This window comes from Bradyrhizobium sp. Ken01 (assembly GCF_055807355.1).
In genome coordinates, this window is the sequence record NZ_JBVVPC010000031.1 from 68,511 (window position 1) to 82,022 (window position 13,512).

Annotated in this window: 11 protein-coding genes; 6 read left to right on the top strand and 5 right to left on the bottom strand. The window is 61.1% G+C overall.

Annotated features, from left to right (window positions below; all coding sequences use genetic code 11):
- The first annotated feature begins 4 nt into the window (after window positions 1-4).
- Window positions 5-631: a protocatechuate 3,4-dioxygenase subunit alpha gene (gene pcaG / locus AC0L3S_RS26415; protein ID WP_473282271.1), complete on the top strand. Its 627-nt coding sequence runs from the start codon at window positions 5-7 to the stop codon at window positions 629-631.
- 5 nt (window positions 632-636) lie between these two features.
- Here pcaG and AC0L3S_RS26420 read toward each other — a convergent pair whose 3' ends face one another.
- On the bottom strand, window positions 637-1,542 hold the full coding sequence (locus tag AC0L3S_RS26420) for a helix-turn-helix domain-containing protein (protein ID WP_473282273.1): 906 nt from the start codon (window positions 1,540-1,542) through the stop codon (window positions 637-639).
- Between the two features lie 48 nt (window positions 1,543-1,590).
- Here AC0L3S_RS26420 and pobA point away from each other — a divergent pair, with 48 nt between their 5' ends.
- Window positions 1,591-2,763: a 4-hydroxybenzoate 3-monooxygenase gene (gene pobA / locus AC0L3S_RS26425; RefSeq protein WP_473282275.1), complete on the top strand. Its 1,173-nt coding sequence runs from the start codon at window positions 1,591-1,593 to the stop codon at window positions 2,761-2,763.
- A gap of 35 nt (window positions 2,764-2,798) precedes the next feature.
- Here pobA and AC0L3S_RS26430 read toward each other — a convergent pair whose 3' ends face one another.
- The 3 genes from AC0L3S_RS26430 to AC0L3S_RS26440 form a co-directional block, all read right to left on the bottom strand.
- On the bottom strand, window positions 2,799-4,949 hold the full coding sequence (locus tag AC0L3S_RS26430) for a CHASE2 domain-containing protein (RefSeq protein ID WP_473282277.1): 2,151 nt from the start codon (window positions 4,947-4,949) through the stop codon (window positions 2,799-2,801).
- Between the two features lie 18 nt (window positions 4,950-4,967).
- A complete protein-coding gene (locus AC0L3S_RS26435) occupies window positions 4,968-5,639 on the bottom strand; it encodes a hypothetical protein (protein WP_473282279.1) in 672 nt (223 codons plus the stop codon).
- Window positions 5,640-5,768: 129 nt separating this feature from the next.
- Window positions 5,769-6,047 carry a hypothetical protein gene (locus AC0L3S_RS26440; protein WP_473282281.1) on the bottom strand — a complete coding sequence of 93 codons (279 nt, stop codon included), beginning with the start codon at window positions 6,045-6,047 and terminating at the stop codon, window positions 5,769-5,771.
- 159 nt (window positions 6,048-6,206) lie between these two features.
- On the opposite strand from AC0L3S_RS26440, the gene AC0L3S_RS26445 reads away from it, so the two are divergent.
- The 4 genes from AC0L3S_RS26445 (at window position 6,207) to AC0L3S_RS26460 (ending at window position 11,554) form a co-directional block, all read left to right on the top strand.
- The gene (locus tag AC0L3S_RS26445; RefSeq protein ID WP_063993707.1) at window positions 6,207-6,464 is read left to right on the top strand and encodes a PilZ domain-containing protein; all 258 of its coding nucleotides are present in this window, start codon (window positions 6,207-6,209) and stop codon (window positions 6,462-6,464) included.
- A gap of 2,056 nt (window positions 6,465-8,520) precedes the next feature.
- Complete coding sequence (locus AC0L3S_RS26450) at window positions 8,521-8,958, top strand: hypothetical protein (RefSeq protein ID WP_473282283.1); 438 nt, start codon at window positions 8,521-8,523, stop codon at window positions 8,956-8,958.
- Window positions 8,959-9,477: 519 nt separating this feature from the next.
- Window positions 9,478-9,651 (top strand): hypothetical protein, encoded by a 174-nt coding sequence (locus tag AC0L3S_RS26455; protein ID WP_473282285.1) that lies wholly within the window; start codon window positions 9,478-9,480, stop codon window positions 9,649-9,651.
- Between the two features lie 1,705 nt (window positions 9,652-11,356).
- Entirely contained in the window at window positions 11,357-11,554 is a 198-nt protein-coding gene (locus AC0L3S_RS26460; protein ID WP_473282287.1) for a hypothetical protein, read from the top strand.
- A gap of 37 nt (window positions 11,555-11,591) precedes the next feature.
- Here AC0L3S_RS26460 and AC0L3S_RS26465 read toward each other — a convergent pair whose 3' ends face one another.
- Window positions 11,592-11,804 carry a hypothetical protein gene (locus tag AC0L3S_RS26465; protein ID WP_084462212.1) on the bottom strand — a complete coding sequence of 71 codons (213 nt, stop codon included), beginning with the start codon at window positions 11,802-11,804 and terminating at the stop codon, window positions 11,592-11,594.
- Between the last annotated feature and the right edge of the window lie 1,708 nt (window positions 11,805-13,512).

Here is a 13,512-nt window from a genome sequence, read left to right on the forward strand (position 1 = left end):
GTCCATGCCGCAGCCGCTCAACTACCTCAAGGAAACCGCCTCGCAGACGGCCGGGCCCTACGTCCATATCGGGTTGATCCCGGCCATGGCCGGCTTCGACATTTTCGAGAAGAACTTCTCCAACGTGCTGGTGGCGCCGAACACGCAAGGCGAACGCATCACGCTGGAGGGCAAGGTGATCGACGGCAGCGGCACGCCACTTCGCGACGTGCTGCTGGAGATTTGGCAGGCCAACGCGACCGGCCGCTACAACCATCCGGCCGATCGGTCGCGCGGAGTGCTGGACGAGGAGTTTCGCGGCTGGGGCCGCGCCGGCTCCGATTTCGAGAGTGGTCTCGTCACCTTCGAGACCATCAAACCGGGCGCGATCATCGACAAGACCGGCCGCAAGGGAGCTCCGCACATCAATGTTTGGATCGTCGCGCGCGGTATCAACATCGGTCTGAACACGCGCCTCTATTTCTCGGACGAAGAGGCCGCCAACGCCGCCGATCCGGTGCTCAACCTGATCGAGCAGCCGGTCCGGCGCTCGACTCTGATCGCAAATCGCAGCGAACGCGCCGGCAAGATCGTGTATTCCTTCACGATCAATTTGCAGGGGCCGGAAGAGACGGTGTTTTTCGACGTGTGATGGTCTCAGGTCTCGTCGCCATGGAGCTGCGCGCGAAAGGCGCGCGGCGACACGCCCGTGGCGGCGGCGTAGACCCGGCTGAAATAGGCGGGGTCCTCGAAGCCAAGTGCATAGGCGATGGTCGAGACCGGCAAATTGGTGTAGACGAGGTTGCGCCGCGCCTCGCGGATCAGCCGGTTGAGGATCAGGTGCGAGGCGGTGTCGCCGGTTGCTGCCCGCGTCACCCGGTTGAGATGAGTCGGCGTGATCGACAGCGCACTCGCATAGTCCGCAACGCTCCAGCGTTCCAGATGATGCTGTTCCAGCAGCGCCTCGAAGCGGCGGAATAGTCCGCTTTCAGCCGTGCCGTTGCCGCCGCTCTCGCCGGTGAGCGCGCGGGCCACCAGCCCGATCATGGCCGCCGACAGTGCACGCAGCACATGCGCTCGGCCGAAATCGCGCGCGGCGTGTTCGGCAAAGATCTGCTTCATGGTGGTCCGGATCTGCGGCGTGCCGCGTATCACGGCCGAGCGCGACAGGGCACCTCGCAGTCCTTCGGAGGCGAGCAGCGCTTCGTCCAATATTTCCGCGGCGATGGTCAGCACCCAGCCCTGGGTATCAGGCACGAAACGGAAGCCATGGACGTGGCCGATAGGCACGTTGACGATTTGCATCGGCTTCAGCTGCACCACGCGTCCATCGAGCGTAGCCTCGCCGCCGCCGCGTTCGATCAGCAGCACCTGATGCAGCCGGGCGTGGCGGTGCACGGCCAGCGTCCAGTCGTGCAGCACCGAGCGCGAGGCAATCGTCTCGCAATGCACGACATCGGGCAGATCGCCGGACTCGCCGAACAAATTGTAGACCCGGATCGCCGGGGCGGGGGCTGCGTTTCTCATGTTCGAATAGTACAAGATAAAGACGAAAGCCTCCATCGGTCAGCGGCGCTGAATCTGCAAGAAAGTGCCGAGGAGGACGTAAAAATGAAAGTTCAGGTTTGTATCATCGGCGGCGGGCCGTCCGGGCTGCTGTTGTCCCAGCTCCTGCACCTCAAGGGCATCGACACGGTCGTGTTGGAAAAGTACAGCCGCGACCACGTGCTTGCCCGGATCCGTGCCGGCGTGCTCGAGCACGGCTTCGCCAGGCTGATGCGCGAGGCTCAGTGCGGCGACCGGATGGACCGGGAGGGCGAGATCCACAAGGGATTCGAGATCGCCCATGACGGCGTGCTCTCCCAGATCGACCTTTACAAGCATTCCGGCGGTAATTCGGTGCTGGTCTACGGCCAGACCGAGCTGACGCGCGACCTCTACGAGGCGCGCGACCGCCTCGGCGGCAACGTCGTGCATAATGCCGAGGACGTGACGCCGCATGACCTGACCTCGGACCGGCCGTACGTGACCTATCGTTCGAATGGCGAAACCGTTCGAGTCGATTGCGACTATATCGTCGGCGCCGACGGCTTTCACGGCGTCAGCCGCAAGTCGATCCCGAAGGACGTGCTGCGGGAATACGAAAAGATCTATCCGTTCGGCTGGCTCGGCGTGCTGTCGCGCACGAAACCGGTGTCGCCGGAGCTGATCTATGTGAAGCACGAGCGCGGCTTCGCGCTGTGTTCCCTACGGTCGCAAGTGCTGAGCCGCTACTACGTCCAGGTGTCGCTCACCGACAAGGTGGAGGACTGGGGTGACGATGCGTTCTGGGCCGAGCTGAAGCGTCGTTTGCCGGACGAGGTCGGCGGCCGCTTGATCACGGGGCCGTCCATCGAGAAGAGCATCGCGCCGTTGCGCAGCTTCGTCGCCGAGCCGATGAGCTACGGCCGCCTGTTTCTCGCCGGCGATGCCGCCCACATCGTGCCGCCGACCGGCGCGCGCGGGCTGAACAGCGCCGCCTCCGACATCTATTATCTCTACCACGCCATGCTCGCGCACTATCAGAACGGCGATGATTCCGGGCTTCAGGGCTATTCCGCCAAGGCGCTGGCGCGGATCTGGAAGGCGCAACGATTCTCGTGGTGGATGACGATGCTGCTGCATCGCTTCCCCGACCGGCTCGAATACGAGGACCGGCTCCAGCAGACCGAACTGGAATATCTGCTGTCGTCCGAGACGGCGCAGCGTCTGCTGGCGGAGAATTACGTGGGGTTGCCGTTCTAGCGTGGAGTGGACCCGAAAAGCGGTGCGACGCCGCGCTACTTTCCTTCTAGAATATTCACCGGCGTCCAATCCGACGCCGGTGGATTTGTAGCGAGCGCAGTCGCGCGCTTGCCAAAAAGCGCTGACGCCGAATCCATTTCCGCCGTTCGCCCGAACGCATCAGCCGCCTTCGCAAACTCCCTTGCCCGCCAGCACGCCAGCCCTTCCGCATACGCGGCGGCAATTTTCGTCTGCCCGGCACTCTCCGTGCCCTTCTCCGCGAGGGGCTCGAACACCTTGATCGCCTCGCCGCGTCCTATCACTTTGATGGAGTCGAGCTCGCGCCATTTGAAAGTATTGCCTGTCTGCGCGACAGTCGTTTCTGAGGCCATGATTGCGGTGCCGTAGTATTTGTTGGCGCCTTCGAGCCGCGAAGCGACGTTCACGGTGTCGCTCATCACGGTGTAGTTGAAGCGGCGGCGGGAGCCGATATTGCCGACCACGGCCTCGCCGCTGTTGAGCCCGATGCGGTGAGACAGGCCATGGCCGGCGAAGGCGGCGCTCCCGGCGTTGAGCTCCGCCAACTTTTCGTGACATTTCAGCGCGGCATGGACCGCGTGGCGCGCATGCGCGGGATCGTCGGCGGGCGCACCGAACATGGCGACGATGGAATCGCCGATATATTTGTCGACATAGCCGCCATGGCTCTCGATGATGTCGGTCATGGCCGACAGATATTCGTTCATCAGCGTCACCAGCTCGCCCGGCGTCATCGTCTCGGCGATGGAGGAGAAGCCGCTGAGATCGGAGAAGAACATGGTGACGTTGCGCATTTCGCCGCCGAGCGCCGGCATCTTGCCGGAGGCAACCATGGTGTCGATGACTTCGGGGGCGAGATAGAACGCAAAGCTCTTGCGCAGGAAACGCTCGTCACGATCGGCCAGCACGAAACGGTAGCCGATCATCATCGCGAGCGCGGCGAGGCTCGCGAGCGCGGGCTCGGCCAATGGTAGCGCCAACGCGTGCACGAATGCACCGACCGCTGCGGCGGCGTAAACGGCGGTGAGGACGAACCAGGCGATCATCGCGCCGCCGGGCGCGAGCATGCAGGCCGCGCAGGCGATGATTGCCGCGAGCGCGATCGTGACAATGGTCCGTGCCGGAAAGCCGAGTTCGCTCACGGCATCGCGCTCGATCAAGTTCCGGACCGCGGTGGCATGCAAGAAGACCCCGGCGATGTCGCTGCGGGCCTTTTGCGCGGCGTTCGCCGAGACGGGTAGGGCGCATCGCGGCGCCGGCGATCCGTCATACCCGCCAGACAGTCGCATCGAGGTGAGCTTGCGATCATCGAAATTGAGGACGGTCCCGAGCAGCACCACCTTGCCTTCGAAGGCATGACGGAAGAAGTCGCGGTCACCCTTCTCGACGCAGGCACGCAGGTCGGCGAAGGAATAGGCCGGCACGTCACGACCCATGCCGCGGAAGTTGAGCGTCAGCGTGTTGGGGACCGCGCTTGGGATCGTGTAGCCGGATAGTTCCGTCGCGTCGGATGGTCCGATCTCGGGCCTTGCGCCGAGCGTACGCGCGGCGAGCTCGACCGCCATTGCGGGGGCCGGCTTGCCGTTGATCGCAAAGCTCAGCGGCATCCGCCGGATAACGTCGTCGCTGTCGGTATGGACGTTGAGCGCGCGGATATTGTTCTTCACCACTAGTTGCTGCGCGCGGTCAGGACTATCCGGGTGGTCGTTACTGAGGACCTCGCCGAGCAACAGCTTGCCGCTGTCGGAGAGCTGCCGCAGTGCGATCAGGTAATCGCGGTCAAATCCCTTGATCCGGCTGCCGAACGAGGTATCCCCAAAGGGAATCTCCGACTGCTCGATCGAGCTTGGAAAGATGACGTCGAAGCCGATCGCCCGGGCGCCGCCGTCGTCGATGCTACCGAGAACCCGGCCGATCTCGCGCGTCCAGGTCTGCGTTGGCGATCCCTTGAACGGCGGAGTGTCGTAGGTCTCGCCGTCGATGGCCACGACGACGACGGGTGATGTCGCGGGATCGCGGTGGTCGCCGACGAGCTTGCCGCGCAGTGCCGTGAGGACGTCGAGTGACAGGCCCTGCAGCGTCTGCAAAGGCGGAGACGTCACAACGGCGCCTGCAAGAAGCGCAATCAGGATCGCTGCAACGATGTCCCGTCTGCCGATCCGCCGCATCGCCCTGTCGCTAGCTGCCTATTCGAGCCGCAGCAGGCGTCCCACGATCGGCTTCGGCGACGACGTGGCGCTGGGATCGACCTGGAAGGCGTAACGCTTGGTGCCGAGGATGGCGAGATAGCTGCCGCCCGGCGTCAGCGACTTCCCGGCCTTGGCGAAGTCATAGAACTTGCCTCCGACCATCGTCTCGCTCTTGAGGGGAACGCTGATGGTGGGCTCCTTGCCATCGGTGCGTTCGATCACCAGGGTGCTGCCGCTCTTGGCCTGCACCAACGGTGCGACGCCGTAGAGCGTCGGCAGCTTGGCCGGAGCGCTGCCCTTGGCGTCCGACCGCATGGTGCGGAAGGTCGTCGCGGCACTCTGGTTCGCCTCGCGCTCCGACAGTTTTGCCGCGTTGGTATCGCAGGGCACCTTCTCCCGCTTAACCTCGCCGAGTTGCACGGTGCTCTGCTCGGTGCCGACCATGACGACGCCTTCGCTGATAGTCTCGCGCTGGCACGATTTGAGATAGCTGAGCGTAATGGTTGCCTTGGGCCCCAGCTTGATGATCTTGCCCGGCGCCACATAATCCATGAACGCGACACCGTCGACCTTGCCTTGCACGTCCTCGACGATGGCGGCCGGGCTCTCCGCCAAAGCCGGGGCAGCAAGACAGCACGCGCCGACAACAGCGCCGATCAGGCTTTTCATGGGAATTCTCATCCAATTCGACCGATATTTGCCCGGTCCCCGTCCAGGCCCGATGCTTAGCAGCGAAACGCCCAGGCAAGTGTGACCGGAATCACTCTCAGATATTGGTGCACTCTATCAGGAAGAGGTTCAAACGGGCGACCGGAGAAAACACTGCGCCGGCAAGCTGTTGGCCGGATGGATAACATCATTCGGCTGGGACGGCCTCGACCGGGTGCCCTCCGCTGCACTCTCTATATTCACAATGGGCGCGAGCGTGGCCTCGGTCTTCTGATATGGCGTCGCCTGCTGACCGGCGGCGATCTCGACCACTTCCTCCCAGCGCGACAGGAAGGCCTCGACACAGGCCGGGTCGAACTGCCGGCCCTGGTTTTCGACCAGATAGTCTCGCGCCACGTTCAGCGGCATCGGCTGTTTATACGGCCGTCGCGTCGTCAAGCCGTCGAAGACGGCGACGACCGATGCCGCTCGTGGTTACCGCCCCCTTGAGTGACGGCCAGAATTGGGGCAGGACTTTCCGCAATAAGTTTCAACAATTTCTCATTTATGCGTCGTAATCTCGCGGTCATGGAAAAGCGCAAAGTACGCCGACGGCGCGTCTTCAAAGCCGCAATGATCCAATTTCCCGGAGGCGCCTTCAGTTGCGTGGTGCGTGACCTCTCGGACGTCGGAGCCCTCTTGGAGGTACCAGGTCAAATTGGTATTCCGCACGAGTTCAGTTTAAGCATTCCGACGGCGGAATTGCAGCGGCCGTGCCGAGCCGTGTGGCGCTCGGCCAAAGGCATCGGGATCGCTTTTGTGTCCGAGGAGACAGTTTTGTCGTAGACGGAAATCTGACTTTCTCCCACGGCTGAAGCATTTCAGGTACAATGCTCATTAGGGGTCGGTTGTGGCATTGTGCTTCTGGTTGAGGATTGATCGCTTATCCGCATGATGATTGCGGACATGCTGGCGGAGCTCGGTCATAGCGTCGCTGGTGAAGCTAAAGATTGCAAAGCGGGCTCTTGTTTACATCTGCATCGGGCATCGATGCAGCCATTCTCGATATACTGCTGGAAACACATAGTTCTGAACCGATCCCAGAATTGCTGAAAGGGACGGGCATTCCGTTTGCGTTTGCTAGCGGATACGGTGCCGACGGGTGCCTGAAAAACCATTCCCTCTCGAAGAGCTTGAACGCGGTTGAGCGTCTCTGTTGCGCTAGCAAAGCCCAGCCGTTTGTTGCAGGACGCGGGCGCTCCGAGAACGGCTTTCGGCATGGGAGGGACGACTGGTCGGGGCTCCCCAAGGTCACCGTACCCGGCTGGAGGCGTCGGCACGAGGAAGCCGTTGACGCGCGCAGCCCGTCTCGCTGTGTCAGACGCCGAACGAACGCGTTATCTGCTTTGCCATGACGAGAACCGCATCGATATACTTCCCGTTTGATACTTGATGATCGCATAACGCCAAAAAAAGTAGCGCGAAAGTAGCAATCATGCATGCTTTGAGCATAACGGTCTCTCCCACGAAGAGACTGCCAACCGAGCAGGTCTAGACGATAACTAGCGGAAACGAAGTCGCTGCCGCGACGAGTTGCTGGCTCTCGACATTAGAAATGACCTATTAAGGTTCCGTAAAATCAGAACTAAAGAGGCAAGTGCCGGCGGGACTGCAGATCTCTGCCGTCGACCCGGCGAGTGCGCCTGATTAGCCTTGCCGCCGCTCACGTTGCGCCACTCTCGAGATCGAAGCTGCCGCTTAGCGGACTTGAAGCCCTTCTGCCACCGGCCAAAACTGGCCTGCTTGCTGATCACTTTTGGACGATTCCAGTTTGCTTTCTGACTATCCCAAGGGGAGAGCGCGGTGCCCGCTGTGCCACCGGCGCAATAGGTTGCCATTTGCACAAAGCTTGGCGATTCGCGAAAGAAGGTCATGAAGGCGGGCGAGAATAGTGGCAGCAAAAGCGAACAAAAGTACCCCGCCGAAGCGGGGTTGTTGATGCGATGCTGGTCAATGCTAACCTTTAGCCATGCATTCTTTGACATACGCCCGCTTCTTCGACAGATGGAGCCCCTGCGTAGAAGCCTCCTTCTTGCAAACCTTCTGCCTCGTGAGCCACTCGGGGCTCTGCGTCGCACTCCCTGCAAGCGCAGGCGTGGCGATTGCGGCTGCCAGCGCAGCGGCTGTGATAATGGAAATGTATTTCATAAAATCTCCAGAAGTGTGATGCACCGAGGACCATGTTAGGTTCCCTGATCACGAAGGCAATGTAGAGGGCGCTCAAAATAGCATCAAACTCGCTCGCGTTTTGAATAATGAAGAGGCGGCCTGGCGAAGAACCATGCAAGCGCGCGCTACCTCCCGTCTTCTGATTTCGGCGAAGTTCGTTTTCATGCCGACTTCTGGTCGTCCACACAGCCGAAAGTTGGCGAGCCGTCGTCCACCGGCAACAGGCACGACGCGTCGCCCCAACTTCCGCTTGTGGCCCTGTCCGCCCTCGATGATCAACTGCAGACTATAGGGCGCTCGTGACCTACGTTCGTCGTTAATCAACCCCGCTGAAGGGCACGCGCCCACACGGCGGTGGAAGGTTCGGGGATGCCGTACCTTGCAGTACCCAGGTCCGGGTGGTTCAAACAATGCAGCGGAGCGCGCGCTGCGGTTTTCCGGAATTCCTTCAAGCGCCGGGGCTGATGTCGATTGCCGCTGTGCGCCGGGTCGAGACCGCCGACGACGGCATAGAATTGTTCTGAGTTTGTCGCCTGCGTTGCGCATGCGGCACCGGCAATTGAGCAATCAGCTTTGCAGTCCGTTAACCGTGCCGCAATACGCGGCGTATGGGTCATTGTCACGCCCTGGAGTTGATTGCAAATACATCTGAATACTATGACGGATGTTTTTCATGCTGAGCGACGGCAAATATGCGGCCTGGTTCAGGACTCCGCGTGGCCAGGGCACGGGCCTTGTGGACCTTGTCGACGGGCGGATCTCCGGCCGTGACAGCTTCTTCACCTATGGCGGCTCCTATCAGGTCCATGAGCAGGGTTTCACGGCCGTCCTGACCGTTAAACGTCATACCGAGGGCAACCCGAGCGTATTTGGTCCCGATGAGGTCGAGGTCAACCTGACGGGCAAATGCAGCGGCGCGATGGCTACTTGCTCGGGCACAGCGCGAGAGGTGCCAGAGGTTCGGTTCGAGTGCACGCTGATCTATAGTCAGGAAGGAGCACTGCCAGCCGATGCCAAGAGCGCGGTCGTCAAGCTCAATCCCGATAAATTGCCCAAGGGGCTCGACAGCCGGTCGCGGTCGCGGGCGCGGGCGCCATTCGCGCCCGGGTGATTGGGGGGCGTCTCCCGGGTGCGAGTCGGTAGGTAAAGCAAAGCCGCTCGGACGGGCGCCCTCGAGTAGCGCCGTAGCGGGCGGGCGGCTTTGCAGTGGTCACAGGCAGTCCTCCGGCAGGATCAGGTTGCGACCCGGCAACGCAACCGACAAAGTTGCCACCTTTAATCTGGCCTGGCTTCAGGATCGCTAGGTCGGAATGGCAGCCAAAGACGGCATCCCTGGACGTTCTGCTCTGCCGGAGAACCGACCGCTCGACAAGCTGGCCTGCCTCCGGTCTGATGATGTTTCCAGAAATCGACAGCCGCACGCGATTACTCCGGCAGCTGAGCAAAGAACTCCCCGCTCGTCCTGCTCGCTCGCCCCCGCTGCTTTCGAAAGCGCTGCAAGCGAGCGTAGACCGCCTGACGCGTGCGGCCCAGCTCTTCTCCGATCTCGTCAGCTGTGGCGCCCTCGCCGAACAGCGCGAGCAGTCTCCCCTCTTCGTTCGGCAACCACGGACGCGTTAAGGAGCGATTATTGGTCATCCGCAAAGCCCTGCAACGTTCTAAATGCGCGGCGGCGCCGGTCGGCGCGACGGGTCCGGAGATCGGGAGGGCCGCTCTGTGCGTGGCGGCGCTGGCAAGCGGCCTGGCTCAGGCGCGCGGTTTCCGCGCGTCATCCATGCTGCTAGACGCGCGTAACTTCGCCTGAGAGCAGGCACCAACCAGGTCGATACATCATCGCGGTCCATGCCGTCCAAGAATGCCTTGAATCCCTTTAAGAAACATTCATGGCTGATCCTCAATGGCACGGAGCCTCCCGATGATCGAAACTGGACCGGTTGAGACGATACTGCAGGACGTTGCACACCGGCAAAGCTCACCCCGGGTTTTCAATCAGCATCACCGCCAAATTCCAGACTCCCGCGCGATCTCCATCGGGTTTCCACCGGAAGATGCCCGCCACACCAGAATCGCGCTCGCTCTTCTGCGAAGCCGTTGAGCGGGTGGCGCATCCGGTGACGAGGCGACTGGGCGGCGACTCCCCTGTAGATGGCGGCAACTGCGTCAGCCCGCTCCGACAAAAGATCGGCAGGCCGTACGCTGGCGACCAAATTTCATGCTCGCGGCGGCGCCGCCGAGACCCCCAACCAATAGGCGGCCAACCGCTGGCAAAGGATGAGCCTGTCTTCGAGCTGCAGGGTGCGAGCGTCCATGATTATCCTTCGAGCAGATAGTCCGCGAGCTCATAGAGAAAGATCAGCCAACCCAAGGTGCTGAGCGTTATGGCTACGATGTACGTGATCTGGCGCGCTTTGTCGGACATTGCATCTTTCGATCAGCCCTCCAGCTGTAAGCCTTGATGGGCGGCCCGGCTGCTCAGAAAGCTTTCGCGTTACAACCGCCTTCGCATGAATTTTGCCCGCCGGCGTGCCGACACGGCAGCGCGCACGCCGTAGCCGCACAGGCCACCGGCAAGAAATGCGCCGAGCGCGATCGCGACTACCAAACTCAGATCGACCACAATCCGTCCTATGCCAAGTTTTCCCTAACGTCTTGCTGGCTGGAAGCGTTCCTCCATGCTCCCCAGTATCCTCTTGGGCCCTGCGCCCGGGCGCGTATTGGCCGCCCCAAAAGTGCGCGGACGGCGCCGGCCTCACTGTAGCTGGCGCGTATGCGTTTGGCGGCAGAGCTTGACTTCCCGAGGCTGGCGCCCCGTAATCAGGTATTCGGAGTCGATTATGGACATCCGTATTTTGCTTTCTGCATTTGTTGGCGTTTTTTGCTTCGTTTTGATCCTGGCTTCGATCACCACCTACAGGCACATTTCGCATGGGTCGGAGCCGGTCATTTCAAGGCCAAGTTGACGCTCCGACAAACAAAAAGACCGCTCAAAGGCCTCTCTGCTGCTGACTGGGCTGACATCAGGCGGCGCTGACAGCTGATGCTCAGCTATGTCGGCGACAAGCGGCCGTTGAACCAACTCCGCAGAAAGCCAGCATCATCACGCTCAATTGGCAGGTGCGGGGATCGCGCTATGGTAGTGACCGCGACGTTTCCGAAGTGGTACTGAGAAGGCCAATTAGAAGCGGCAGATGCGGGCAACGCAGCAGTTATATGCGGCTGCGGGACGCCGCTGCCTGCCTGTAGGGCACCTCGGCGCCACGCGTTGCTCCTGTGTTTCCAGGGATTTCGCCGAGGTTACGAAATGCTTCGTGCAAAACTGGAGAACAGGTCCGCGCTTCTCGCTAGTGGACGCGACTTCCTTTGTCACGGCTTTGCATACGCCGCACCTCACCGGCGGGACGCCTCTTCGCGATCGTGCCTGCGATCGACACACGTAATTCGCACATTCAATCATCAATCTCAAAAGAGACTTCATGATGGTTTGCCGCCTGCGGCTGGCGGAGGAGCACATGACTTACCTCAAACCACCGCGGGACGATGGCTGCTCGGCAGCTGACACACTCGCCGACTTCTATTTCGTCTCGCATAAGGGCGTGCTACAAGGCTCCGCTATCGGCGGCGACGCCGAAGCGCTCGGCTCCCGTGCTCCGGACCAGGTGCGGACCTCCAGGCACGGGGGCCGGATTGGCGCTGAATTGCCATCGTAATTGGCGCAATGGCGCCCGCTTGTAGTGGCGACCGTGGCTACACGTCTCGGCAAGCAATACCGAAATTGTCACAAACGAGAGCGAACGACTCCTTTGCCTTCGCATCCTCGAAGCAAAAACGGGTTCCGACCTCCGCGCGATCGATCCACCAATCAAGATTCTTGCCTTTGGCGATGCGGGAAGCTTCGCCGCGCAGGAGGTCCAGTTGTCTTCCGGCAGCATGAACGACGAGGCAATTTTCTTTGGGCACTACTATCCTCCCATGGCGATCAGAAAGTCGCGATAAATCCAGGCAAATTGGATAAATAAATTGCGGTGGCGGGCCATCTTGATTCTGGCGCAAAGCACTGTGAACACGAACGCTGCAGCAGGTGAGTGCTGCGGCCGGCGCGTCAAAATCCGGGTGGAAAGCTCGAAGCCCCCGGTGAACCTCGTACCGGAGATTTCCGGGCTCCGATATGATCTAGTTCACAAACGGCAGCGTGCTCAACATGCGTCGAAGTGCGGGTGTATCAAGCTCCTCGGCGGCGTGACGGCCTTGAAAGGCGATCGCGCTGTGACGCGTCCTCTCTGCATGCAGAGCTGGGCGAGGCCGCTGCGTAATACGGTATTTTGTCCCGGTACCAGAGTCGCGCTGCCGATCCATCCGTTGAGCAAACGAGGGAATGTATTTTGGGCGCATCCGAGAGCTTTGAGGCCGCTGTCCAGCCGGCTCTCCGAACGGTCGCGAAACTCTACGCTGCAAGTTGAGGATCGGCAAAGCTCTCATCCGCCTCGGCATCCGGGCCCAGGCCGTCCAGGCTCGCGATCAACCAGCGCTGTGTCATGACAGCGAATATTGCACCGCATCGTCAGAAGTGGTGATTGACGGCCAAGCTCAAGGAGCGCCCACGTGAACGCCACGAGCAAGCTCATGCTGACTTTGCGGGGGTAGGAGCCGTTGCTTGCTCACGGAGCCCTTTCGCGTGCGCGCCGAGGCGTGCGATCGTCGTGACGATGGAGGCAATCAGTGCGGTCCAGAAGCACACGTCGAACGCGATCAAAAGTAGTTTGCGCATCTTGCTGCTCTCGCCGATGAACGGACCGACGCGGCCGAATATGTTGGCGCGCCGGCTCCGCCATGAGGGCCCCATCGGGGCAAAGCACGGTTTGAGCACGCTAGTTTGTGAGCGTCGACAACCGGACTCTCGGATCAAGCTTGATATTGCGCGGGCAGGTTGATTCTGGAAAGCCGGCCGCGAAAACTCGGCCCGGCTAGACCACGAGGTCGCAAGCAGCATCAAGATGTTGTTCTACCCGTCGAGCCAAGCATCGATGCGAGGCTTAACAACTAGGAACCTAACCAAAAACGCCGTAGCAAGGACGAAGAATACTGCGGTAGTCGTGTGCATTGCGCTTGCTCCTGCAGGCCCCGTTACTTTTAATAACCCGACGCCTCACGTGTCGGTTGTTGCGGTTCTGGGCCTGTAGTTAAGGCCCCTGCCGTTTGGCTGCTGACCTGACGTCGGGGGCCCAAAATCGAGATCGCAGATAAGCTTTCTGGCTCCCGAGTTAGATCCGGGCCGGGCAGGCGCGTGCTTGGGCAAGTGGTTTCCTCCGCTAACGCGAAAGGGCCTGCCCAGGGCGAGGCGCTGTTTCAGGTCGAGGCAGACATCCAAGAAATGTCCTGATCAGGCATCACAGGGAAAGCTATGGCTGAGCGCGCTGATCTCGCAGCTACGTGGCCGTGTTGATCTCATGAGTCGAATCCTCCAGAAAGGGGCCACCGCTGGAATGTCCGATGTATGCCAGCCGACGTACTGGTGCTTGCGCTGCGACTGAGATGCGTGAATGGAATGCTGCATTCAACGAGGCGCGGACCGTCGAGGCGACGCTTCGATATGCGACCTTCGAAGACGGGAAGGTGGCGACATTGAGGAGCTCGGTCGTATGGAAGAAATAGCAGCACGAGATGCGAT

Excerpts from the sequence above, each read along its gene's own strand:
- pcaG (WP_473282271.1), top strand. The coding sequence starts at position 5 with ATGCCGCAGCCGCTCAACTACCTCAAGGAAACCGCCTCGCAGACGGCC.
- AC0L3S_RS26420 (WP_473282273.1), bottom strand. The coding sequence starts at position 1,542 with ATGGAGGCTTTCGTCTTTATCTTGTACTATTCGAACATGAGAAACGCA.
- pobA (WP_473282275.1), top strand. The coding sequence starts at position 1,591 with ATGAAAGTTCAGGTTTGTATCATCGGCGGCGGGCCGTCCGGGCTGCTG.
- AC0L3S_RS26430 (WP_473282277.1), bottom strand. The coding sequence starts at position 4,949 with ATGCGGCGGATCGGCAGACGGGACATCGTTGCAGCGATCCTGATTGCG.
- AC0L3S_RS26435 (WP_473282279.1), bottom strand. The coding sequence starts at position 5,639 with ATGAAAAGCCTGATCGGCGCTGTTGTCGGCGCGTGCTGTCTTGCTGCC.
- AC0L3S_RS26440 (WP_473282281.1), bottom strand. The coding sequence starts at position 6,047 with ATGCCGCTGAACGTGGCGCGAGACTATCTGGTCGAAAACCAGGGCCGG.
- AC0L3S_RS26445 (WP_063993707.1), top strand. The coding sequence starts at position 6,207 with ATGGAAAAGCGCAAAGTACGCCGACGGCGCGTCTTCAAAGCCGCAATG.
- AC0L3S_RS26450 (WP_473282283.1), top strand. The coding sequence starts at position 8,521 with ATGCTGAGCGACGGCAAATATGCGGCCTGGTTCAGGACTCCGCGTGGC.
- AC0L3S_RS26460 (WP_473282287.1), top strand. The coding sequence starts at position 11,357 with ATGACTTACCTCAAACCACCGCGGGACGATGGCTGCTCGGCAGCTGAC.